This is a genomic window from Chryseobacterium foetidum (genome assembly GCF_025457425.1).
Lineage (GTDB): Bacteria > Bacteroidota > Bacteroidia > Flavobacteriales > Weeksellaceae > Chryseobacterium > Chryseobacterium foetidum.
Genome location: NZ_JAMXIA010000001.1, coordinates 916,943 through 940,300 on the forward strand (window position 1 = coordinate 916,943; position 23,358 = coordinate 940,300).

16 protein-coding genes are annotated in these 23,358 nt (G+C 36.8%); 4 read left to right on the plus strand and 12 right to left on the minus strand.

Going from position 1 to position 23,358, the window contains the following annotated elements:
* Positions 1–57 precede the first annotated feature (57 nt).
* Entirely contained in the window at positions 58–2,832 is a 2,775-nt protein-coding gene (locus tag NG809_RS04400) for a TonB-dependent receptor (protein WP_262148405.1), read from the plus strand.
* A 531-nt stretch (positions 2,833–3,363) separates the two neighbouring features.
* Here the strand turns inward: NG809_RS04400 and NG809_RS04405 are convergent.
* The gene (locus NG809_RS04405) at positions 3,364–3,879 is read right to left on the minus strand and encodes a DUF6261 family protein (RefSeq protein WP_262148407.1); all 516 of its coding nucleotides are present in this window, start codon (positions 3,877–3,879) and stop codon (positions 3,364–3,366) included.
* Positions 3,880–4,183: 304 nt separating this feature from the next.
* Here NG809_RS04405 and NG809_RS04410 point away from each other — a divergent pair, with 304 nt between their 5' ends.
* The gene (locus NG809_RS04410) at positions 4,184–6,040 is read left to right on the plus strand and encodes a CocE/NonD family hydrolase (RefSeq protein ID WP_262148409.1); all 1,857 of its coding nucleotides are present in this window, start codon (positions 4,184–4,186) and stop codon (positions 6,038–6,040) included.
* An 83-nt stretch (positions 6,041–6,123) separates the two neighbouring features.
* On the opposite strand, the gene NG809_RS04415 is transcribed toward NG809_RS04410, so the two are convergent.
* Positions 6,124–7,449 carry a hydroxymethylglutaryl-CoA synthase family protein gene (locus tag NG809_RS04415; protein ID WP_262148411.1) on the minus strand — a complete coding sequence of 442 codons (1,326 nt, stop codon included), beginning with the start codon at positions 7,447–7,449 and terminating at the stop codon, positions 6,124–6,126.
* A gap of 216 nt (positions 7,450–7,665) precedes the next feature.
* Here NG809_RS04415 and NG809_RS04420 point away from each other — a divergent pair, with 216 nt between their 5' ends.
* Positions 7,666–8,895: a MutS-related protein gene (locus NG809_RS04420; protein ID WP_262148413.1), complete on the plus strand. Its 1,230-nt coding sequence runs from the start codon at positions 7,666–7,668 to the stop codon at positions 8,893–8,895.
* Positions 8,896–8,989: 94 nt separating this feature from the next.
* On the opposite strand, the gene NG809_RS04425 is transcribed toward NG809_RS04420, so the two are convergent.
* The 10 genes from NG809_RS04425 to NG809_RS04470 all read right to left on the minus strand — a co-directional run bounded on the left by NG809_RS04425 (position 8,990) and on the right by NG809_RS04470 (position 20,596).
* Positions 8,990–11,503, minus strand: a complete 2,514-nt coding sequence (locus NG809_RS04425; protein ID WP_262148415.1) for a M1 family metallopeptidase — start codon at positions 11,501–11,503, stop codon at positions 8,990–8,992.
* Between the two features lie 13 nt (positions 11,504–11,516).
* Complete coding sequence (locus tag NG809_RS04430; protein WP_262148416.1) at positions 11,517–11,735, minus strand: hypothetical protein; 219 nt, start codon at positions 11,733–11,735, stop codon at positions 11,517–11,519.
* Positions 11,736–11,819: 84 nt separating this feature from the next.
* Complete coding sequence (locus NG809_RS04435) at positions 11,820–12,614, minus strand: thymidylate synthase (protein WP_262148417.1); 795 nt, start codon at positions 12,612–12,614, stop codon at positions 11,820–11,822.
* An 87-nt stretch (positions 12,615–12,701) separates the two neighbouring features.
* Positions 12,702–14,846 (minus strand): prolyl oligopeptidase family serine peptidase, encoded by a 2,145-nt coding sequence (locus tag NG809_RS04440; protein WP_262148419.1) that lies wholly within the window; start codon positions 14,844–14,846, stop codon positions 12,702–12,704.
* Between the two features lie 254 nt (positions 14,847–15,100).
* Positions 15,101–15,850, minus strand: a complete 750-nt coding sequence (locus tag NG809_RS04445) for an SDR family NAD(P)-dependent oxidoreductase (protein ID WP_262148421.1) — start codon at positions 15,848–15,850, stop codon at positions 15,101–15,103.
* 175 nt (positions 15,851–16,025) lie between these two features.
* Positions 16,026–16,466, minus strand: a complete 441-nt coding sequence (locus NG809_RS04450; RefSeq protein WP_262148423.1) for a hypothetical protein — start codon at positions 16,464–16,466, stop codon at positions 16,026–16,028.
* Between the two features lie 161 nt (positions 16,467–16,627).
* Positions 16,628–17,899, minus strand: coding sequence for an alpha-amylase family glycosyl hydrolase (locus NG809_RS04455; protein ID WP_262148425.1), 1,272 nt, complete (start codon positions 17,897–17,899; stop codon positions 16,628–16,630).
* A 213-nt stretch (positions 17,900–18,112) separates the two neighbouring features.
* Positions 18,113–18,706, minus strand: coding sequence for a plasmid pRiA4b ORF-3 family protein (locus NG809_RS04460; protein ID WP_262148427.1), 594 nt, complete (start codon positions 18,704–18,706; stop codon positions 18,113–18,115).
* 132 nt (positions 18,707–18,838) lie between these two features.
* Positions 18,839–19,870: a sensor histidine kinase gene (locus NG809_RS04465; RefSeq protein WP_262148429.1), complete on the minus strand. Its 1,032-nt coding sequence runs from the start codon at positions 19,868–19,870 to the stop codon at positions 18,839–18,841.
* Positions 19,871–19,912: 42 nt separating this feature from the next.
* Positions 19,913–20,596, minus strand: coding sequence for a response regulator (locus tag NG809_RS04470; protein WP_056082442.1), 684 nt, complete (start codon positions 20,594–20,596; stop codon positions 19,913–19,915).
* 186 nt (positions 20,597–20,782) lie between these two features.
* On the opposite strand from NG809_RS04470, the gene NG809_RS04475 reads away from it, so the two are divergent.
* Complete coding sequence (locus tag NG809_RS04475) at positions 20,783–23,347, plus strand: TonB-dependent receptor domain-containing protein (RefSeq protein WP_262148433.1); 2,565 nt, start codon at positions 20,783–20,785, stop codon at positions 23,345–23,347.
* The last annotated feature ends 11 nt before the right edge of the window (positions 23,348–23,358 follow it).

Genomic DNA, 23,358 nt, shown 5'->3' on the forward strand with positions numbered 1-23,358 from the left:
ACATCCCAGCAATGGGATGTTTTTCTATTTTTGCAGCATTAAACAACTATTAAAAAAATGAAGAAAACACTATTTATTTTCTTCCTTTTAAGCACATTTTTTGCTGTCACCGCACAAAAACTCAGTTTAGATGGAAAAATAAAAACCAATGACCAAAAACCACTACCCAACGCAACCGTTTACTTATTAAAATCAAAAGATTCTACAATCATCAATTACACTTCGAGTAACAGCGAAGGAAAGTTTTCTCTGAAAACCAATGAAGTAAGTGAAAGCAGCATCCTGAAAATCGAAGCCGATAAATACAATACCTACTCCAAACTTTTCGATAAAATTGAAAGTTCCATCAATATTGGTGAAATTGAACTTGATGACAGCAAAATTCAGGATATAGCCGAAGTAAAGATTACCGCTTCGCCTGTAAAAATTAAAAAAGATACCATTGAGTTTAATGCTTCTGCTATTAAAGTAAGACCCGACAGTAAAATTGAGGAACTTCTGAAGAATATTCCCGGTGTGGAAATAAGCAACGAAGGAAAAATTACGGTTAACGGAAAAGAAACCGATCAAATCCTAATTAATGGTAAACCTTTTTTCGATAAAGACGGTAAAATAGCTTTGCAAAATCTACCTGCAGATCTCATTAAAAGCATTCAGTTTACAACCACAAAAACGAAAGAAGAAGAACTGAACGGTACTGCTGCAAAATCCAATAACGCCACCATTAATTTTACAATTGATGAGAAAAAAAATAAAGGATTACTTTCCAGACTTACCGTGGGATATGGTTCAGATGAAAGATATGAGGGTAGCGGACTTTTAAGTTATTTTAAAAATGATACTAAAATTAGTCTATTAGCCTCATCAAACAATATCAACTCTCAGGGATTTTCCAACGATGAAGTTTTTGACAGTATGGGACACGGAAGAAACTCGTGGTTAATGCGCGGCGGAAGCGTTACTACCAATGGCGGCAGCACGTATTATTCTCAAGGCGGAAACACCAACAAAGGAATCCAGAGATCTACAACTATCGGTATCAGTTACAGCGATAAATTCGGGAAAGAGGTTGATCTGGAAACTTTAAGTTTAATACATACAGACAACGATCTTACAACGAGATCTAAAGCTTCAAGGACGACACTTTTGCCAGATTTCACTCTGAAAACAAATTCAGAAAGCAACGGTAAAAACGAAAGCAGACAATACGGAATTGATCTTACAGCAAGAATTACAATAGATTCTTTATCCAGTATTTATTTTTCACCAAACTTCAACAGGACTGAATCTAAATCTTTCAGTAATTCAAGTTCAAATACTTTAAGAGACAATCTTTTATTAAACGAGAATACAAGCTATATCAACAACGAAACAGAGAACAACAGTTTTGCTCCCAATATTTACTATTCAAGAAAATTCAAAAAGAAAGGGCGTGTAGCGTATGCCAATATGAGCTCTACCATCTCTGAAAGCAGTAACAACAATCTGAATAATTCACAAACGGTTTTCTATAACTCTCCGGATCCGGACGACATCAGAAATCAACTTGCCAAAACGAAAAATCAAACCAACAGATATGATTTCAGGACAGGATATACCGAGCCAGTTTCAGATTCTGCTACCGTAAGCCTGAATTTAAACTATAACACAACTGCCTTCAATAACAGAAGAAATGTGAATGATTTCAATAACGCTGATAACAGTTATTCATACTTAAACGATGCCCTTTCATACAACATGAATCAGGATATCGACAGACTGGAGCCGGAGATTGGTTTTCAGATGAACAAGAAAAAGTTCAATATCTGGTCTTCGGCGGGAGTTCAGTTTACAAAAATGGGCGTAAACTCGCTTTATCAGGGAGAAAACTTCCGTTTAGACAGAGATTTTGTACTTCCTACCTTCGATTTCAGTGCGACGTACAATTTTTCAGATAATAAAAGATTAAGCATTTACAATTACTCTTATTTCGACATTCCTTCGGCAGAAAGACTTACACCTTTTGAAGACCGAATTAATCCTTTGATCTCCTACATCGGTAATTCGAACCTGAAAAATACATGGACCAACAGTATGTTTATTAACATGAACAATTTTAATATGGTGAAAAATATCAATTACTATTTTAATGTTGGTTTTACGTACAGAAACAATGATGTCGTAAATTATGCGTACTTCGACGAAACCGGAAGACAGTTTGTCACGTATGCTAACCTCAGCGGAAACAAAAACATCAACGCCGGAGCAGGTTTCACCAAAACTTTTAAATGGAAAGATAATAAGCTGAGCATTAACCCGAGAATGAATGTCAACTACTCTTACAATCAGGGATTTATTAACACACAGCAGTTTGTGAGTAACGTGTATTCATTAAATCCGGGAATGAATGTAACCTACGAAATCAAGGACAGAATTACCATAAAACCATCTTACAGCCTGAGCTACAATTTCAGTAATTACGAAAACTACAGTATTGATGAAGTAAAAACCAGCAATCAGATTCTGAAGCTGGAACTCACCAATTACATTCTGAAAAGCAAACTGATCATCGGAAATGATTTTGAATACAACACCACTTCCAACATCGCCCCGGGCTTCAAGAGAGATTTCTATTTCTGGAATACCAGCGTTGGATATTCTTTCTTCAACAAACAGCTGACGGCAAAAGTGAAGGTTTATGATATATTAAACCAAAACCAAAGCGTAAGAAGAACCATTACCAATGCGTACTTCGAAGACCGTGAAGATCTGATTTTAAAGCGTTATGTGATGTTCTCACTCACCATGAAACTCAATAAATTTGCAGGTAAAAAAGTGCCGGAAAATAAATGATTTAACGAGATAAAATGAATTAACCGGGGAATGTTCTCCGGTTATTTTTTTTTATATACTTATTAAGTTATAGGTTTAAAGCTCGGGTAATTGTTACCGAAAAGTCTTCGACAGGCTCAGACTGACAACTCTAATACTAACCGAATGAGGCAGAAATGTCAGGTTGAGCGTGTCGAAACCTTACGCATTCAAGTCAGATCCTGTCATTGCGAGGAACGGCCTGTTCTGATTTTTCGGGAAGGCAATCCATTAAAGAAAACGTGACAAGCCAACAGATTGCTTCGTTCATCGCAATGACGTTTACTGATTATTTGCATTGCTAAAACCACGAAGTGGTTTAATTTTAATAGCCGTGGATGCAACCCATGGAAACATACGCATCTCGAATCAGAACCATGAAATGGTTCAACATCAATAGCCGTGGGTGCAACCCATGGGAAAAAGAATGCAACGCAAACAGAACCACGAAGTGGTTCAACTACATTCAACATACACATTAAAAAAAGCAGCCTTCAAAGACTGCCTTAATTATTATTGTTGTTGCTCATCATCCCTTCGCGGCAATGTCGAATTTTTTGCCGCTTTCACCAATTCATACACCTCCGCATAAACCTCCTTCCAATCCGTCACATTCTTCATTGCGGTAAGAAGATTCAGGAAAGCCTTTAGGGTTTGCTCCAGATCCCTGCGGATGGACGATGCACTTGCCATCTGTCGCAGACCAGCATTGGCGTTTGCCTGTTCACCAAAAATCACTTCAAAATTTTGATGTTTTGTTTTCATGTCTGCAAAAGCCGTGGAAACTGAGAGTGCCGCCAATTTTTGCGAATTTTCAGGAAGTTCCAGAGCCTCGATCAGTTTTTTCATCTGAGCTGTCTGCGAAGAATAGCTCATGCGGTCGAGGTCAAGGCCATACTCCACAAAAACCTGATACAGATCTTCCGCCAGCTGAAAATTAGGCACTGAAATGAGCTGTCTGTAACCGTCAAGAAAAGCTTTAAGATTACCGAAAGCCCCCGCTGGTGCGAGCGTCTCGCTCGTACCCATTGCAAAAGCGGACAAAAGCGAGACGCTTGCGCGAGCAGATAAAAATCAAACTGCATTTGTCATGCTGTAAGCATCGCAACACTATTATTTAGATTCTTTCAGAATGACAAAGCTACTTTGATGCAAGCAAAACCTTATTAAGGTTAATATTTAGAGTGAAAATAGCCTTGACAAGATTGGTTTGTTGAACACGATAACAACAAAAGACCAGAAGAAATTCCGGTCTTTTTCTTTTCCCAAAACTTCATTTTCAAAACCTCATCCCAAAACTTTTTAATTGTTAAATTAGCATCAAATTTCAACTATGAACATCCGATATTCATTTTTTCTGATTTTGCTTTTTATTCTTGGGAATGCGCAGACTCAGCAGGCAGACAGTTTTGTGAAAGACAATTTTACCAAGCAGGAATTTTATATTCCGATGCGGGACGGGACAAAGCTTTTTACTTCGGTTTACATTCCGAAAGATATTGCGAAGTCTAAAAAATATCCTTTCCTGATGCAGCGTACCTGCTACAGCGTCGCTCCGTACGGAGAAAATGAATACAAAAGAAGCCTCGGCCCCAACAAATATCTGATGAATGATAAATATATTTTCGTTTATCAGGATGTTCGCGGAAGGTATATGAGCGAAGGTACATTCACGAACATGACTCCGCAGGTGGAGAGAAAAACCAAAAAAGATGTCGACGAAAGCACAGATACCTACGACACCATCGAATACCTCATCAAAAATATCAAAAACAACAACGGAAAAGTGGGACAGTTCGGGACTTCCTATCCCGGATTTTATACTGCTGTCGGCACTTTGTCTCAGCATCCCGCTTTGGTAGCTTCTTCGCCTCAGGCACCGATTTCAGATTTCTGGAATGATGATTTCCTGCACAACGGTAGATTTATGTTGGGCTATTTCAAAACATTTCCCGTGTTTGGAGTTCAGAAAACAAAGCCTGAAAATAAAGCGTGGTACACGGATTCGATGATTAAATCTACTTCGGAAGATGGTTTGAAATTTTACCGTGACATGGGAACTTTGAAGGATGGCTATGAGAAATATTACAAAAACAATTTCTTCATGACCGAAATTATGGAGCACACCAACTATGATGAATTCTGGCAAAAACGAAACCTTCTCCCCCATCTGAAAAATGTGAACCACGCTGTAATGACCGTCGGTGGCTGGTTTGATGCCGAGGATCTTTCAGGACCATTGAATATTTACAAAACGATTGAAAAAACCAGTCCGAAAGCCAAAAACACGATTGTGATGGGACCGTTTTCTCATGGCGGTTGGGGAAGAGAAGAGGGAAAACATTTTCACAATCAAATCTATTTTGGGGACAGCATTGCGACGTATTATCAGAAAAATCTGGAGACGAAATTCTTCAGTCATTACCTGAAAGGCGACACCAAAAAAGATGCAGGCCTACCTGAAGCAATGATGTACGACACGGGCTCGAAAGAGTGGAGAGAATTTTCAGAATATCCTCCGAAGAATACTCAGAAAATCAATTTTTATTTAGCAGATAAATCTTTAAAAAACACTGCCGGACAGGGATCTTCAGAATATTACAGCGATCCTAATAATCCTGTTTTAAGTTCTGATAATCTGAAAGATTTTAACGGATTTACACCAAGAAATTACATGTCGGAAGACCAGAGATTTGCTGTCGGCCGGCCTGATGTTCTGACTTTCACAACAGATATTTTAACCGAAGATCTGACTTTTGCCGGAGAAATTTTAGCAAAATTAAATATCGCTTCAACTTCTACAGATGCTGATTTTGCGGTAAAACTGATTGATGTTTATCCTGAAGATTTCAAACCGAAAGAGAAAAAAGACGGCGTGATTTACGGAAATTATCATCAAATGGTTAGAAGTGAAATAATGCCTGCGAGATTCAGAAATTCAAGAGAAAAAGCGGAAGCCTTACAGCCAAATCAGAAAACTGCTGTGAATTTCAGATTGCAGGATGTGGTTCATACTTTTAAGAAGGGACATAAAATTCAGATACAGATTTCCTCAACGTGGTTTCCTCTGTTTGCTGTAAACCCGCAGAAGTTTATGGATAATCCAAATTTTGCAAGTAAAGAAGATTACACGAAGGCTTTTATTAAAGTTTTTGAAGATTCTGCGATTGAGGTGCAGGTGTTGAAATAATTTTTTCTCACGCAGATTGAGCAAATTTAGCAGATAATCTAATCTGCGTCATCTGTTTAATCTGCGTGAAAATTTTTATTTAATTATTGGAAACCATAATACCTCGCACCAAGTAAAACAGGATTTTCTGCCTCAACAGATTTCAATCCGAAACCTTCGTAGCTTGGGTTTATTGAATGTTCCAGTTGTTTTCTGTGAAGTTTCTCGTAAGTTTCAAAATCGATGGCCAATCTGTTTTTTAAAGTTTCAAAAAGATTCCATTTTGAAACGACGTTTTTCCAGTTTGCGGAAACTTTTCCGGCAAATACTTTAGATTTTGAGCCGCTACCATACCCAAGAAAACCAATTTCCTGTCCGGCTAAATCTTCATTTTCATTGAATGAAGTTTGTAATGCAGACAGCAACGCCATAAAAATAGAAGCCGTGTACATATTTCCGATTTCAGATGAGGCACGCTGGGATTTTTCAATTTTTTCGTTGATGAATTTGATATAGTCTTCAGACTTTGCTACCTCTTTTTGTTCGTCAGGATTGCTGTATGATAGTCCGTTTTCTAAGCTGTAAATTTCAGTAAAAACCCTTTTCCCATGGAAGGCATAAGGCAAGTGGAAAATGAGATATTTCCAGTTCTCATAAGGTTTTTCTATTCCGGTAATTTCTTTGTAATGTTGGTACGCCTCCCTGATTCTGTCCTGATAACATTGGTTGGAATACTGTCCGTCAAATACAGGTTCATCAGTAAAAATTTCAATTTTGTCGGGGAAATTTTCGGGAGCGTTGGTTAAGTCTTCTTTTTTAAAATGTCTGCGGGGTTTAAAGAAATCAAAAACTGATTCTGTGGCAACACCCCAGTTATTTTCAATTTCGATAAGATCGGGATTTGACGAGACTAAAAGTGCTACAGCACCGCCACCTTGAGTGTATTCTCCTGATGAAGCCAATTCGTATTTTGCATAATCGCTTGCAATAACGACTGCTTTTTTATCAGAGTTTACCCTAACAAAATCAAGGGAATTGTGAAGTGCATCTACGGCTCCGATGCATGCGAAAGTCATATCTACAACGTCACAGTTTTTAAAACATCTTTCGCCAAACTCCTCAGCCAAAACGTTTTCAACCATTTGCATGGCATAACTTGCGGTAGGCTTAGCGGCATCGATTGCGCTTTCGGTTCCCAAATAAATTCTTGAAATTTCTTTGGGATTTATATTGTAATCTCTGACTAATTTTGATAATGCTTCTGCTGCGAAGGTTGCTGCATCTTCGTGCACATCGGGAAATCCCATTTTATGAAGTCCTAAACCTTTCTCCAATTTTGCCGGTTCTATGCCTCTTTTTTCGGCTAAATCTTTAATTTCCAAGTACAGAGAAGGCACATAATAGCTCGCTGCTTCAATTCCAAAACTCATAATTTTTTAAATTTTAAACTAATTTAGGGAAGATAATGCAACCATAATGTTAAAAACATGATGATTTTTGTTAGCTCTTAAAAATTATGAAACAACAATACTAAATTCTAAACTGAACTTTATATAAAAATTATATCCGAAAGTTATTTACATTTTAAGATTTTTTTAAAATAAACTATAGAATTAAATGTATAGTTTTACGAAAAACAGGCAGACATGGAAGACATCTCCGAATTAATTAACCATTTTAATTTTACTCAAACAAAAAGATCTAAACAATACCTATTTTCTTTCTTCGGGCAAAAGTCTTTTAATAAAAAACAGACACTTTATACCCAGCAAAAACTTCAATTGTTTATTGACAACTCTCACATTACCGAAAATTATAAAATCAGAGAAAACAATGTGGCTGCAATTCAAAAATTATTAGATGAAATAGATGTTAACAAATATACTTATCTAAACAGCTTTACGTACAGAGAATACTTCAAAGAAATAAATACAAACCTCTCACTCCTGATTGATTTTTTTTATCATTTCGGATTAGTTTTGAGAAATTTTTCAAAAAATGAATTTTGCCCCGAATATATTCAGGAAATTGAAAAAACCGTAATTTTTATCAACTCACTGCATATCAATGAATATTATAAAAAAGAACTCGATTTTAAACAAAGAAAAAAAATTTTATCTGATATCACACCAAAAATACACGACGGAGATTTCAATGTCTTTTGGGATTTTTTCTATATGTTTGACGTATTCTCAAGCATTGCTAAAGGAATTAAATTCAACAATCTGATATTTCCTCAATTTAACGGGAAGAGGTCATTTACAATTAATAATTTCTATCATCTTAATCTTAAAAACGCTGTCAGAAACACACTGATTGCTGACGATAAAAATATAATTGTGTTCACGGGAGCCAATATGTCTGGTAAATCCACTACAATGAAATCTATTAGTACAATTGTGCTGCTCGCTCATCTGGGAATTGCCGTGCCCGCACAATACTGTAATATTCCGTTTTACGAAAGTATATTTCTTTATTTTTCTGTAAATGACAATCTTACAAAAGGTTACAGCCATTTCGTTCAGGAAATAATGAATGTAAAGAAAGTTTTAATGGAACTTAAATCAAAAAAATGCTTTGTAGTTTTTGATGAATTATTCAGCGGAACCAATATTAATGATGCTTCACAAATTACAGTCAGTACAATGAATGGTTTGTCTAAGTTTAAAGATTCTCTGTTTATTTTTTCCACTCATTTAAATATTATTGAAGACAAATTATCTTTAAATGAAAACATTTTTTTACTGAATTTAGAATGCCGTTTAGATAACAGTGAGTTGGTTTTTACTTATAAATTAAAGGAAGGATGGTCTAAACTTGAGGTAGGAAAAATTCTATTTAATAATTACGGTTTAACTGAACTTTTGAACACATGAAATGAGAAAATAAAATTGCAAAAGAGAAAATAATCAAACTTCCACAAAAAAAGCCGACATCATCTGCCGGCTTTCTAAGTAAATTTTAAAAAATTTATTTAAAATCTTCAATTGCTTTATTAATCGCATCGATTTGTTTGTTGATGCTTGAAGCGTTTTGAGGGTTTTGTTTTAAAACTTCCATTTTTTTGTTGAGACCGTCTTTCAGCATCTGGGAAATCATCATTTTTACCTGAGGATTGTCGCCCATCTGTCCTTTTGCCTGACCTAAAATTTTGGTAATGCTTTCAGTAGCCTTTAGATTGTCTGAACTCATAATCCAGTTGTAGCCTTCTTCAGCATTTTTCCCCAATTCAGGATTCTGGAATTTGATGAAAGGATAGAACGCCACCAACTGTCCCAAATGATGCATCTGCGAAGTCACTTTATTCTTTACTATGATTGGAAGCATCTGAGTCAGCATTTCTTCCGAAGCACCTTCCAAATCAATTTTTTCAGCGTACGAAGCCGCTTTCGAAGGATCGATTGCCAGGATTGCACCTACAGAATTCCCTTTTACAGCATTTGAAACGGCATTTACACCTTTCTCAAAAAGCGGAATGTATTTTTTATCTTTTGTTTTCGCCAAAGCTGCAATAGCTGCTGCCTGAACCAAAGTTTTTGGATCGTTTGAAGCCAGCTTTTCAACTTCAGCACCCATTGCTTTCATCTGCTCAGGATTTGAAAGATCTACCAGTTCCAAAGCCTTCATTCTCACTCTGAAATACGGATCTTTGATTGCAGCTGCCAACAATTTTGTAGCAGCAGGATTTTTACCAACCTGATCTTTAATTCCGTTTAAAGCTGAATATCTGCTTTTAAATTCTTTAGAACCTGTGAACTGCAGAAGGTTTTGCTCAGGTGTTTTCTTATCGCTAATGTCTGCCACTAAAATTCCATCTGCATTAGGATTAACCAAATCCGGAGTTTTGGAAGCATCAAAATCAAATGTATTTTTAGCAGTTGCTTTTACCCAAACCTGCTGTCTTTTTGGCTTCCCGTTATCGTAAACATCGATGGTTAAAGGAAATTCAAAAGGCTGATCCTGAGATTGAGTGATGGTAACCGAAACCTGCTTTTTTACAGGCTCATAAGATGTTGTGTAGGAAATTTTCGGGTGACCGCTTCCGAAATACCACTGATTGAAGAACCAGTTTAGATCTCTTCCTGAAACTTTTTCAAAAGATAATCTTAACTGATGTGCTTCGGCATTTTTATACTCGTACGTTTTAAGATAATCTGTAATTCCCGCAAAGAAAGCATCGTCGCCAAGATAATTTCTCAGCATGTGAAGAATTCCTCCACCTTTTTGATAAGTTACCAAATCAAAAACGTCTTCTCTTGATTTATAATCAAATCTAACTAAATCTTTTTTGAAATCTGACGGATTGTGAATGTACATATTCACATCGGTCATCTGGTGGTAATCTGCCTGATCCTTTCCGTATTTGTACTCATTCCAAAGGTATTCTGAGTAGTTCGCAAAAGATTCGTTTACAGTAAGATTGCTCCAGCTTTCTGCAGTAACCAAATCCCCGAACCAATGGTGGAAAAGTTCGTGAGCGATGGTATCTTCCCAGCTGTTTTCGTCAATTAACTGTCCGGGCTTCTGAAGAACAGCGCTTCCGTGAAGGGTTGCCGTAGTGTTTTCCATGGCGCCGCTTACATAATCTCTTCCTGAAATCTGAGCATATTTTGCCCAAGGGTAATCGTAGCCTAATTTTTTAGAGAAAAACTCCATCATTTCCGGCGTGTTTCCGTAGATCTGTTTTGCGTAAGGTTCGTATTCTTTTTCGATGTAGTAATCAACAGGAATATTTCTCCATTTATCTTTTACAACGGCATATTCACCAACTCCCATGAAGAAAAGGTAGGTAGAATGCGGTTTATCCATTACCCAGTGGTCTGTTCTTAAACCATTTCCGGATTTCTCAGAACCTTTCATAATTCCGTTGGAAAGGGTTACGTATTTCTCAGGAACCGTCATGAAGATTTCCTGAGTTGTTTTCTGATTGGATTTATCAATAGTCGGAAACCATGCAGAAGAAGATTCAGTTTCTCCCTGAGTCCAGATTTGCGTTGGCTTGTCAGCATCTTTTCCCTGTGCGTTGATAAAATAAAGACCTTTTGCATCGCTGATGGCAGCACTTCCCTCCTGCTTTACCTCGTTCGGACGTGATGTATATTTAATGTACACCGTATAATCCTGATTTTTCTGATATGTTTTATCTAAAGTAATTTTAAGAACATCATTTTTATAATCAAATTTTAACGGAGATTTTTTACCATTCTGATCTAAAGCCACTTCGTGAATAAGCATTGATTTTGCATCAAGAGTCAGTTCGTTGGTTGGGTAAAAATAAGGAGATGCGGTAAGCCATTCTTCGCCGTTCATCTGCTCTTTTTGGTAGTCGAAATTGACTTTCAGTTTTGTATGTTTCAGTTCAGTTACTTTGGCGTGTGTTGCTCTGTACACTTCCTGTCTGCCTGAAGTTTCGGTTTGTGCAAATGCATCTGCCGAAAATAGAATCCCTCCCAAAAGAGCGACTGATAAAATGGCTTTTTTCATTATAGATCTAAAATTATTTTTTTGTTAAAATGGTAAAAATATCATTCACCAATGTTTCGTAATCTCCTTTTTTGAACTGTTCTTTTGTTTTTTCGAAAGCTTTTTTCAGTTCGCTTTCAGGGTTTTCTTCGTCGATAATTTCAACGGATGATATTCCTTTAATCTGCGAAAGCAACAATTTAATGTTTTCTGCATCCACATTTTCTTCCAAGGTGATTTTGATTGATTTCATACTCGATAAGTAGTAAAATCAAGGATTTAGTTACAAAAAAAGTGAAGTTTTCAGCTCCACTTTTATATTCTTTTAAAATTTAATTTATATCGCCACCGGAGCTTTAATTCCCGGATGCGGATCGTAATTTTCCAAGGTAAAATCTTCAAAATTAAAACTGAAAATATCTTTAATTTCAGGATTTAATTTCATTGTAGGTAAAGGTCTTATCTCTCTTGAAAGCTGTTTCTGAACCTGCTCAAAATGGTTATTGTAAATATGAACGTCCCCAAAAGAGTGTACATAATCTCCGACTTCCAAATCACAAACCTGCGCTACCATCATTAAAAGTAAAGCATAACTTGCAATGTTGAATGGAACTCCCAGAAAAACATCTGCACTTCTTTGATACAACTGCAAAGACAGTTTGCCATCAGCTACATAAAACTGAAACAGAGCGTGACAGGGAGCCAAAGCCATATTCGGGATTTCAGCGGCATTCCATGCAGAAACGATTAATCTTCTGGAATCGGGATTTTTTTTGATTTGGTCGATTACTTCTGAAAACTGATCGACTACTTTTCCGTCTGCACCGTTCCAGCTTCTCCATTGTGCACCGTAAATAGGACCGAGGTCGCCGTTTTCATCAGCCCATTCGTTCCAGATGGTAACTCCATTGTCTGTAAGATATTTGATGTTGGTATCACCTTTCAGAAACCACAGTAATTCGTAAATGATAGATTTCAAATGAACTTTTTTCGTTGTTACCAAAGGAAATCCTTGTGACAGATCGTAACGCAGCTGGTATCCGAAAACGCTTCGTGTTCCCGTGCCTGTTCTGTCGGTTTTATCGGTTCCGTTATCTAAAATATGCTGAAGTAATTCGTGATAGTTTTGCATTTCTGAAGAAAAATATTGGGCTCAAATTTATGAAAAATCACGCAGAAAGTCCGCGTGATATTAATTTAAAAAACAGATTCCTTTTATTTATTTCATCTGAAAATCTTTATCGCCACACTGCCACAAAAGAAACGAATATTCTTTAGCAACTTGCACAAACTGCTCATCAACAGTACTTCCCCCAAAATGCCCGGCTTTGTAATCTACATAAAGCAATACGGGATTATTTGAACCATTATCAGCCTGCATTTTAGCAGCAAATTTTGCGGGAATATAGCTTTCCACACGGGAATCATTGAAACCAGTTGTGATTAACTGTGCAGGATATTTCGTTCCTTTTTTAATATGATGAAAGGCATCCATTTCCCAAAGGGCTTTGAATTCCGTCTCATCATTCACTGTCCCGAATTCAGGAATGTTGGCTGGACCATTGGGTGAAAATTCCATTCTCAAAGCATTTAGGCAACCTACTTTCGGGATGGCAACTTTGTAGAGATCAGGACGCTCTGTAATGGCTCTTCCTATTAAAATTCCACCAGCGCTGGCTCCCGAAATTCCGAATTTATCTGATGAGGAGTATTTATTTTTAATTAAATATTCTGCGCAGGCATTAAAATCTTTCCATGTATTGGGTTTAGTCTCTTTTTTACCGGCAAGATACCAGTCCTGTCCCTTTTCACCACCGCCGCGGATGTGTGCAAAAGCCATCACCACTCCCCGATTCAGTAAAGGTAAATATCTCGTCGAAAAATAAGGTGTAGAAGAACTTCCGTAAGCACCGTAACCCTGCATGAATGCGATATTGCTGCCATCTTTTTTCAGTTTGGTTTTATCATACATAATGCTCAGCGGAACCATTGCACCATCGTGGGAAGGAACTTCAATGTCCTCAAAAACAATATTTTCAAGATTAGGAAAATTGATATTCATGTTGAAAGGTCCTTTTGAAAATTCCTTTTTGTCTATATCGTAGGTGTAAAAATTCAGCGGCATATTCCAGCCGAGATTGATTAAAGTGATTTCATTGGAATTTTTTGAAAGTGCCGCAGCTTCTACATTTCCTTTTAAAGGTGTTGAAATTTTTGTGGTTTGTCCGGTCTTTAGATTACAATAATAGGGCTCAACCACCAATTCATTTTTAGTTTTAAAATAAACGAGATAATCTTTCGATTGCGTCACTGAAGAGATTTTCCAGTCTTTGTCACCAGAGGCGATTTCTTTGGCGTTGCTGAAATCAGGTTTAGAAAGCGAGGTTTTGATTAAGCGGAATTTTGAATTTCCTTTTGTTGTTAAAAGATAAACATCATTTCCCTGAACGAAAAAATCCCATATCTCATCTGCTTTTGAACAGAAAGGCTTCCATTTTATTCTTTCATTATTCATCTCCGAAGCAGGCGCAAAATACAAATCTCTGTAATTTTCAACCGTTGATTTTCCTAAAAATATATAGGGAGAATTTTTAAAAGTATAAAAGTCAGGATATTCTGCAGGCAAAATATTGAGCTCAGGATACTTTTTTGAACTCGCCAGTAATAAATCTTTGGCATTATCTGTGCCTGTCACGTGAAGTTTTGTATTGGAATTCAGCCAAACTTCAGGGTCGTGCGTATCATAACTTTTAGCTTCACTGTAAATGATTTCAGTGGAACTTCCATCTGCAAAATTTCCGATGCTGTGCGGGATTGTATCGGGCAGAAACTTTCCTGTTGCCACATCCATCACCTTCACGTCGCCCAATTCTGAGCCTACTTCGCTAAGGTTAAAAATTACTCTTTTGCCATCGTCACTCACACTCACTTTATAATCCATCACTTTTCCGGGAATATAATTCTGTGGGTCGAATAAAAGAATTTCCTTTCCGTTTTTACCCTCTTTATAGTAAAATTTGATAACTGATTCTTCAGGCAAACGTTTTTTAAAAAAATATCTGCCGCCTTCCAATGCCTCGGGGGCATATTTCACAGACACTACTTTATCTAAATCTTTTAGTTCCTGCACAATTTTATTCTGATTCGGAATTTTTGAAAGCTCATTATTGGTAAAGTTTTCCTGAATTTTGAACCATTCCAGAACTTTTGGGTTTTTGATATCTTCAAGCCAGCGGTAGGAATCTTCAATTTTTGTCCCGAAATACGTGTCGGAAACCAGTTCTTTTTTAGTTTCAGGATATTTGAGCTGACCGAAGGACAAAATGCTGATGAGCAAAACGCTCAGAGTAACAGATTTTTTCATGATAATTAGTTTTTTGTTAATGATTAAATAGAAAAAACATCAACCTACACAAATATAAGAATTTGACAGTCAGACTTGTTAAAAATTTTAATCTTATCCGCCTTCTTCTTTAACGGATAAATATTTAACCTTAAAAACAGAGCGGTTACGCAACATACCATTTATTTTATTTAAGACTTTTTATAAATGATTCGTGAAATAAAAAAACAGGCTTCAATGAAACCTGTTTTCTATTTTAAATTTTAAATTAAATCTTAAACTGCAGTGTAACCGCCGTCAACAAGATAATAACCGCCAGTCATGAAAGAAGATTTGTCGGAACTCAGGAAGAGAACCAATTCTGCAACTTCCTCCGGTTTTCCTAATCTTCCCATCGGATGTTTGGCAATTAGAGCATCTTTCATATCGCCACTTGCACTTTCCAAAAGCGGAGTTTCGATGTAAGCGGGACCAACAGCGTTACAGCGTATGTTTTTCTGTCCGTATTCTGCGCCGATGTTTTTGGTTAAGCCTACCACAGCGTGTTTTGAAGTGGTGTATGCGGAAGAGAGCTGTGCGGCAACCGTTCCGTGAATGGAAGCGATATTGACGATTACGCCACCACCATTTTTCTCCATCTGCTGAAGCTGATATTTGCATCCGTAGAAAACACCGTCAAGATTTACATTCAGAACTTTTTTCCAGCTTTCGAGACTGTAATCTCCGGTCAGTGCCTGTTCGCCACCGATTCCGGCGTTGTTGCAGGCGATATCCAGTCTTCCGTAAATTTCAGCCGTTTTGCTGATCAGAGCTTCGACCTGTTCAGAATTTGAAGTGTCTGCCTTTACAAACGAAGCCTCGCCACCGTTTGATTTTATTTTTTCAACCGCCTGATTTCCGTGCTCTTCATTGATGTCTGAAACGACCACTTTTGCTCCTTCTTTTGCATACAACTCTGCAATGGCAAGGCCGATACCTGAACCGGCACCTGTTACCAATGCTACTTTATTGTCTAAAATTCCCATTGTAATAAATTTTGATTGATTTTTGAATAATTTGAATACTTAAATTTACGATAATTTCAGTTCATTGTTTCATTTTAAAACATTAAACTTTTATTAAAATTACGTTCCAAGTTTTATTCAAAAAAGATTCCGAAATCTATCAATATTTTGATTTTCAGGAATATTAAATAGTGGCCTAAAAAATTTGTAAAATTTTCTGAGCGACGTTATTCAAACTGATGGTTTCTGATTCCGTTTTTCCATCCAAGACTTTTGCCAAGGGTGAATCGGGAGAAATACAGAAAATTTTGCTGCCGTTGAAGTCGATGTTCGAAAGAGAAACCGAAATGTAGAAAAGACCTTTATCCGTTTTTACCAAAGCTCCTTTTTCTGCTTTTAAAGAAGGTTTGGCAGACAAATTTTTAAGAAAATCTCTCTGTTTTAAGACTTCATTCAGCTGAATCTGGAGATTGTTGATTTCCTGCTGGAGCATTTCTCTTCCTGTTTCGTATTTGTCACCCATTGAACTTTTGGTATCGTTGCTTGAAGCGCGGGTTTCGGCAATTAGATTTTCCAAAGTCAGGATTTTTTCTGAGATTTTATCTTTTAGAATGTTTAGTATTTCTTCTTTTTTCACCTTGAAAGCAATCGTTAAATTTATAAATGAAATATGATTTAAAAAAGGATGATGATCAAAGTTTTTAAAATATTAAATTTCGGCTGAAGCCAACTCTGACATCATAAAACAAAAGCGGGCTGAAGCCCGCTCCTATTGATATTTTAATTATTTATCTGATCTTACTTTTCAAAAACCGCAAAGTCCGAAACTTTAAAATTAAAATCTTTTCCATCACTGAAATCTCTTTTTGTCTTATCAAAAACATTTTTGAAAGTACCACTTAGATTTTCATCCTGAATAGAGAAATTCACCGGCTCTTTTGAGAAATTTAAAACTACTAAAACCTCATCTTTATCATTCTTTCTAATATATGCCAAGATTTTATCACCCGCGGTTGTGTTGAGAAGATAGGTGGAAACTGCAGAATCTCCTCCTCGCAGCGCTGGGTTTGATGATTTTAAATTTAATAATGTTTTATAGAAATCAGCCATTTCATATTTTCCATTCCACTCGATGACATCTTTTTCAAAAAACTCCAGTCTCTTCATGTTGGGAAGTTCCTGACCGGAATATAAAAGCGGAATACCGTTCCATGTTGCAGAAAAAACGGCCATTGGTTTGGTGATGTCGCCGTACTTTTCGAATTCGGTACCATTCCATGAATTTTCGTCATGATTCGTTGTAAACCACGCTCTCATCGATGCATCGCCGATTGCAGAATACTGTCTGAGCAAATCCGTCAGTTCACTGATAGGCTCATTTTTTTTATAGTAATCTTCAGATTTGTGCATCCACTTCCACGAGTAACTTGCGTCGAAAACTTTTCCGTAATCCGGATTTTCCAGTTCGTCGTACTCGCCGATGAAGAAAAGTGGTTTTATTTTTTCCACTTCCGGTCTTGCCTCTTCCCAGAAATCTACTTCTACCCAAGAAGCAAGATCACATCTGAAACCATCGATGCCTGTTTCTTTTACCCAGAATTTCATTGCATTGATCATTTCCTTTCTCATCTCCTTGTTTTTATAATCAAGCTCGATGATATCATCCATTCCTGAGGCAATGTGAAATTTGCCATCCGGATCTTTTAAATAAAATTCGGGATGGTTTTTTGTCCAGACGTGATCCCAGCCGGTGTGATTGGCTACCCAGTCGATGATTACTTTAAAACCTAAACGGTGAGCTTCGTTGACCATGTGTTTGAAATCATCCATGTTACCAAATTCAGGATTGATGGATGTATAATCCGCTGCTGCATACTGACTGCCAAGGCTGCCTTTTTTATTTTGCTGAGCAATAGGGGTGATGGGCATAAACCACAGAGTTTTCACGCCCATATTTTTGAGGCGCGGCATTTCTTTTTCGAAGGCTCTGAAGGTTCCTTCTTTGGTGTACTGCCTTAAATTAACTTCGTAAATATTGGTCGTATGTTTCCAGTCTTGAGGTAAATTCATATTCTGAGTTATTTTTTGAGTGCCGCACGATAGCAATGTGCAACCAATCGTGAATGACAAAAGATATTTTTTCATCCTTATTCTTATTTCAACAAAAATAGGAATTGCTTCTTTAAGAAACGGTATTCCGCTGTGAAATTAATCTATGTTTTGCATTTTAAATAAAAGAAAAACCCCAAACTTTCGTCTGAGGTTCTGTATTTTAAAAAAAAATTATCTTTCGTCGTCCTGATCATCTTCATCGAACACATCGTCATTGTAGTCGTCTTCGTCTTCATCATCGAAGTTGTCATCGTCTTCGTCTGCAAAATTTCCTGTGGCCCCGAAGTCGTCATCGAAACCGAAATCATCATCCATTATTGGTTTTGCTGCTTTTTTCTTGCCTCCACCCACTGCATTTTTCACAGGTGCTTTCAGCGGAGCATTTCCAAATCTGTAAGCAGTAAGCGGATAATTTACCCCTTTTGTTTCTTCATTGATCTCTACCAACTCGCAGAAAAACTCCCAAAGATCAAGAAGACCGTACTGGAACTGGGCTTTATCGCCAATTTCTGCGAAGGCTTCGTCGATATAAATATCAGACATAATTTCGCCGTCACCATCATCACTCATATCTTCCAACGGAACACTTTTAATGACTGTACCGTCGCTCTCCAGCATATTGAATGCAGAAAGCTCGTCACCCTGCAAATTGAAAGCACTTTTGATACCCAAATGTAAGTTCCAAAGCGTTTGTTTTCCCTTAACCTCGACGTCTCTGAAGACATCTTCTTTTGCATCTAAAATTACACGAATCTTGTAAACCATACCAACTTGAATTTCTTTTTTTTCTTTTACTACTTAATCTATTTCTGTTGCAAATATAAAATAAATGAAAGTGGACAAAAAAATTTTTCAGAATTTTTTAAAAGATTTTTTTTTCATACATTTTGAGCCGCATTACTTCCCTTTTTCAAGCATAAAACTGAATTTTGTGCCTTCAAGATAGACACTTTCTACAGTGATATTTTCGTTGTGTGCTTCTAAAATATGTTTTACGATCGCCAAACCGAGTCCGGAACCGCCCTGTCTTCTGCTGCGGCTGGTCTCTACACGGTAAAATCTCTCGAAAATACGGGGAAGAAGTTCGGCTTTTATACCCATTCCGTTGTCGATCACTTCTACGAGTACTTTATTTTTGACCATGCTCGTTTTTACGATGACCCTTGCCTCCTGACGGTTGGCGTAATGAATGGCATTTGAAATTAAATTGATAAAAACCTGTGATATTTTCCCTTTATCTGCATCCACAAAAATCTGCGTCTGCGGAGTCTGAATCTGAAGCGTCGTGTTGTGTTTTTCGGCTTCGAGGTCGAGTAAGTCGAAAATTTCTTTAATTAAAAGATTAATGTCGAATCTTGACACTGAAAGATTAATCTCGCCCGCTTCGAGCCTGTTGATCATATCAAGATCTTTTACAATCGCAATAAGTCTTTCTACCGACTGATCAATTCGCTCCAGATATTTATCCCGAATGGCAAGATTTTCCACACCGCCGTCCAGCAAAGTTTCCACATAACCCTGAATGGAAAAAAGCGGAGTTTTCAGCTCATGAGATACGTTTCCGATGTAATCTTTTCTGTAGCTCTCCATTTCTTTCATCAGATCTATTTCGCTCACTTTTTTTTGATTTAAATCTGAAAATCTTTCACCCAATTCTTTCAATGTAAGATTATCCTGATCATCATACACCATTTCATCAGGAAGAATTTTAGAAATATTCCTGATTTGTTTTTTGGCATAGGAATTAAAAAGCAATTCCAAAACGGTATAGTTAATGAGAAACATGATGATGATGCTCACCGCAATTCCTAAATTGAAAACCGAGGAGTTGGCGTAAACATCCTTTACAGAATCAAATAAAATAACAAGGATAAACATCACCAGTGTGATGAGAAATGAGGAGACGAGTGTGAGTCTGTAAAACTTCAATTTTACAAAATTTTAATTGTTTAGAAATTAAAGGTAATGAATTTAACCCTGAACTATCAGTTTATAACCAATTCCTTTTAAAGTCTGAATCGTATTGATTCCTAATTTTTCTCTAAGTCTTCTGATGTGCACATCGATCGTTCTTTCACCTACAATCACATCATTACCCCACACTTTCTCAAGAATCTCTTCTCTTTTGAAAACTTTTTCGGTGTTGGAAGCCAAAAGATAAAGAAGATCAAATTCTTTTTTAGGAAGCAGAAACTGCTGTCCGCCTTTTGACACTCTGAAATTGTCTTTATCGATAATTAAATCCCCTATTTCTATCTGCTTTGAAGTATCAGAAACCTGAGAGGTCAGTTGCAGCAAGGCATTAACTTTAGAAATAAGAATTTTCGGTTTGATCAGCTTCACGATGTAATCGTTTGCACCTGCCTGAAATCCTGCGAGCTGAGAGAACTCTTCGCTTCTTGCTGATAAAAAGACGATCAGCGTTTTCTGAAGTTCTTTAATTTTGCGAAGTTCCTGACAGGTTTCAATACCGTCTTTCTCGGGCATCATCACATCAAGAAGAATAAGATCCGGAACAATTTCCTTTGCCTTATCAATTCCTTCGTTACCGTTTGTAGCGGTGTAGATATCGTAACCTTCTTTTTCCAGATTGTAAGAAAGTATCTCCAGGATATCCATTTCATCGTCAATTAAGAGGATCTTTTTTGAGTTCATTTTTGAATTTTGCTGGTCAAAGTTAATCATTTTTAAATCACATGTTAATGTTGGTGTCATCGTTCACATAAAGTTAACAATAATTATCGAATGGTAACATTTCGTTAAAGAAAATTTAAATTTAACTAAACCAAAGCAGGCATAATTGTTTAGTTCCTTTGCACCGAAGAAATTAGTAAAAAAGAAATGAACTTTAGAAAAATCAGTATTGCAGTTTTGTTTTTAACATCAACAGGAGCTGTAATGTATGCTCAGGAAAGCAAATCAGACACCGTAAAATCTGAAAAGAAAATTGATGGTGTTGTTATCCAGGGAACTACAAGAAAAGGTGCAGAATCAAACATTATCGGTCTGCAGAAAAAATCCGTAGAAGTAATAGAGCGTGTAGGATCTGTGCAGTTGGAAAAACAAGGTGTAGGCGATGCGTCTGTAGCGGTAACGAAAGCGACCGGTTCCCAGAAGCAGGAAGGCAGCGGCCAGATTTTCATCAGAGGTCTTGGTGACAGAAACAACTCTACAACGATCAACGGACTTCAGGTTCCTTCAAATGATCCTTTATACAAAAACATCGATTTGAGTATCATCAAAACTGATATGATCGATTTCATTGGTTTGGAAAAAGTGTACAACCCAAGACTTTGGGGAGATATGTCTGGTGCCAACGTAGACATCGTAACTAAAGTTTATACAGGAAAGCCATATTTTAAAGTTAATTTAGGATCTTCTGTAAACTTTAATGCAGTTCAGAAAAACAATTATTTTCTGCAGGACGGGCCAAATTATTTTGGAACCAAAATGCTTGAAAAGCCTTCTAAAAATGCTGTTTTGAACAGAGGTTATGTTTTCAAAACATCCTTACAAAACCAGGAAATTAATAATCCGATAAATTCTAATTTAAGTTTTGATTTTGGAACTAATTTTAAAATTGGTGAACAAGGTAAACTAAGCATCTTCGGATACGCAGGATTTGATAACAGCTACGATTACTTTCAGGGAATTACAGGTGGATCTTTTGATACTACCACCGGACCTAACAGAATCTACAACAATTCTGAAGAATTTAAATACACAACCAACAGTACAGGCTTACTTAATGTAAATTATAAAATTAACAGTAATCACAACATTAATATCTCTTCCAACTATATTCATACTACTGAACAGAAACTGGGGAATTACAATGGTTACAACAGAGATTACTATGATGTAGATGTTGCTCAGGAGAGATTTACGACTCAGCTGAGAAGAGCAACTTACAAGACAAATGACTTACTTGTCAATCAGCTTAGAGGGGAGCACAAAATTACTGAACCTTTAAAAATCAGCTGGAACTTAGGTTATAACAGACTGGACAGCAGAAGACCAGACAGACAGCAGAATGTAACTATTCTGGATAAGGTTCAGAACTACAGCTTTTTTGCAAGCTCAAATCCTGGAGCAAACAATAGATACTATGACAGATTATTGGAGAATGATTTCACAGGTGACGTACATGCTGACTATAAACTGGGAGAAAACACGAAAGTCACATTAGGTTACAGCGGAAGATATAAAGACAGTGATTTTAAAGCTACTCAGTATAATTTCAGAGTTTTACCTCTTCAGGGAACTTACTTTGTAGATCCAAACAACTATGATTCATTTTTCAACAATACCAACTATCAGGCAGGTGGATTCTTTGATATTGTAACCTTCAGAGGAGACATTAAATCAAGTCAAAACGCATTTGTACCTCAGGCATTTACTTCAGAAATAATGAATAATGCAGGGTATGTAAACGTAGATTACAAATTCTCAGAAAAATTCACTGCACAGGTTGGTGTACGTTATGATAACCTGAAACAGGAGATTCTTTACAACACAACATTGTATCCTGACGGAGGTAAAGTCAATAAAGATTATTCTAAAATTTTACCAGCTTTCAACTTAAAATACAGCCTAAACGACCAGCATAACTTAAGATTAGCCGGATCAAAAACATACACTACTCCGTTGCTATTGGAAGTCGCTCCATTTGAATATGAAGATATCGACGAGTCCAGCTTAGGTAACCGTGATGCTTATCTCGCAGACAACTACAATGTTGATTTGAAATGGGAATGGTTTCCAAAAAAGAATGAGCTGATCTCAGTAACTGCTTTTGGTAAATACATACAAAATCCATTGGCAAGAATCGTAATCGCATCATCTTCAAACAGCGTTTCTTTCCTGAATATTGGTGATACCGGAAGAGTCTTAGGTTTAGAAGCGGAAATCAGAAAAGATATTTATGATTCTGGTAAAACGAGATTATACACATTCGTCAACGGAACCTATCTGAATACAGAGCAGGATCTTGACGAAGATAAAGTAAGAAGAGAAAACACGAAGTTCGCTATAACTTTGAATGATGGTGTTACCAAAGACAAAATTCAGGGAGCCTCAGAATTCCTTGCAAATGCTAATTTAGGGCTTGAGCAAAAATGGGGTAACAAAAACACTGCTGATTTGGTAGTTTCTTACTCTTATATTTCAGATAATATCTACGCAATCGGTACTCAAAACAAAGGAAATTTAGTTGATAAAGCTTTCAGTACTCTAGATACCACTTTGAAAATAAAACTAGCCAACGGAATGGGCTTCTCTCTTTCAGGCAGAAATTTACTAAACCCTTATTTCACGAGAGTACAGGATAATAAAGTTGGAGAACAAATTTCAAGAAAATACAAAAGAGGTGCTGGTATTGGAGCAAGCGTTTCTTATGAATTCTAAAAAATCTAAAT

Coding starts and splice junctions, on each gene's coding strand:
- NG809_RS04420 (WP_262148413.1), top strand. CDS start 7,666: ATGGAAGACATCTCCGAATTAATTAACCATTTTAATTTTACTCAAACA.
- NG809_RS04405 (WP_262148407.1), bottom strand. CDS start 3,879: ATGGGTACGAGCGAGACGCTCGCACCAGCGGGGGCTTTCGGTAATCTT.
- NG809_RS04410 (WP_262148409.1), top strand. CDS start 4,184: ATGAACATCCGATATTCATTTTTTCTGATTTTGCTTTTTATTCTTGGG.
- NG809_RS04415 (WP_262148411.1), bottom strand. CDS start 7,449: ATGAGTTTTGGAATTGAAGCAGCGAGCTATTATGTGCCTTCTCTGTAC.
- NG809_RS04445 (WP_262148421.1), bottom strand. CDS start 15,850: ATGGGAATTTTAGACAATAAAGTAGCATTGGTAACAGGTGCCGGTTCA.
- NG809_RS04460 (WP_262148427.1), bottom strand. CDS start 18,706: ATGGTTTACAAGATTCGTGTAATTTTAGATGCAAAAGAAGATGTCTTC.
- NG809_RS04430 (WP_262148416.1), bottom strand. CDS start 11,735: ATGAAATCAATCAAAATCACCTTGGAAGAAAATGTGGATGCAGAAAAC.
- NG809_RS04440 (WP_262148419.1), bottom strand. CDS start 14,846: ATGAAAAAATCTGTTACTCTGAGCGTTTTGCTCATCAGCATTTTGTCC.
- NG809_RS04435 (WP_262148417.1), bottom strand. CDS start 12,614: ATGCAAAACTATCACGAATTACTTCAGCATATTTTAGATAACGGAACC.
- NG809_RS04475 (WP_262148433.1), top strand. CDS start 20,783: ATGAACTTTAGAAAAATCAGTATTGCAGTTTTGTTTTTAACATCAACA.
- NG809_RS04400 (WP_262148405.1), top strand. CDS start 58: ATGAAGAAAACACTATTTATTTTCTTCCTTTTAAGCACATTTTTTGCT.
- NG809_RS04455 (WP_262148425.1), bottom strand. CDS start 17,899: ATGAATTTACCTCAAGACTGGAAACATACGACCAATATTTACGAAGTT.
- NG809_RS04425 (WP_262148415.1), bottom strand. CDS start 11,503: ATGAAAAAAGCCATTTTATCAGTCGCTCTTTTGGGAGGGATTCTATTT.
- NG809_RS04470 (WP_056082442.1), bottom strand. CDS start 20,596: ATGAACTCAAAAAAGATCCTCTTAATTGACGATGAAATGGATATCCTG.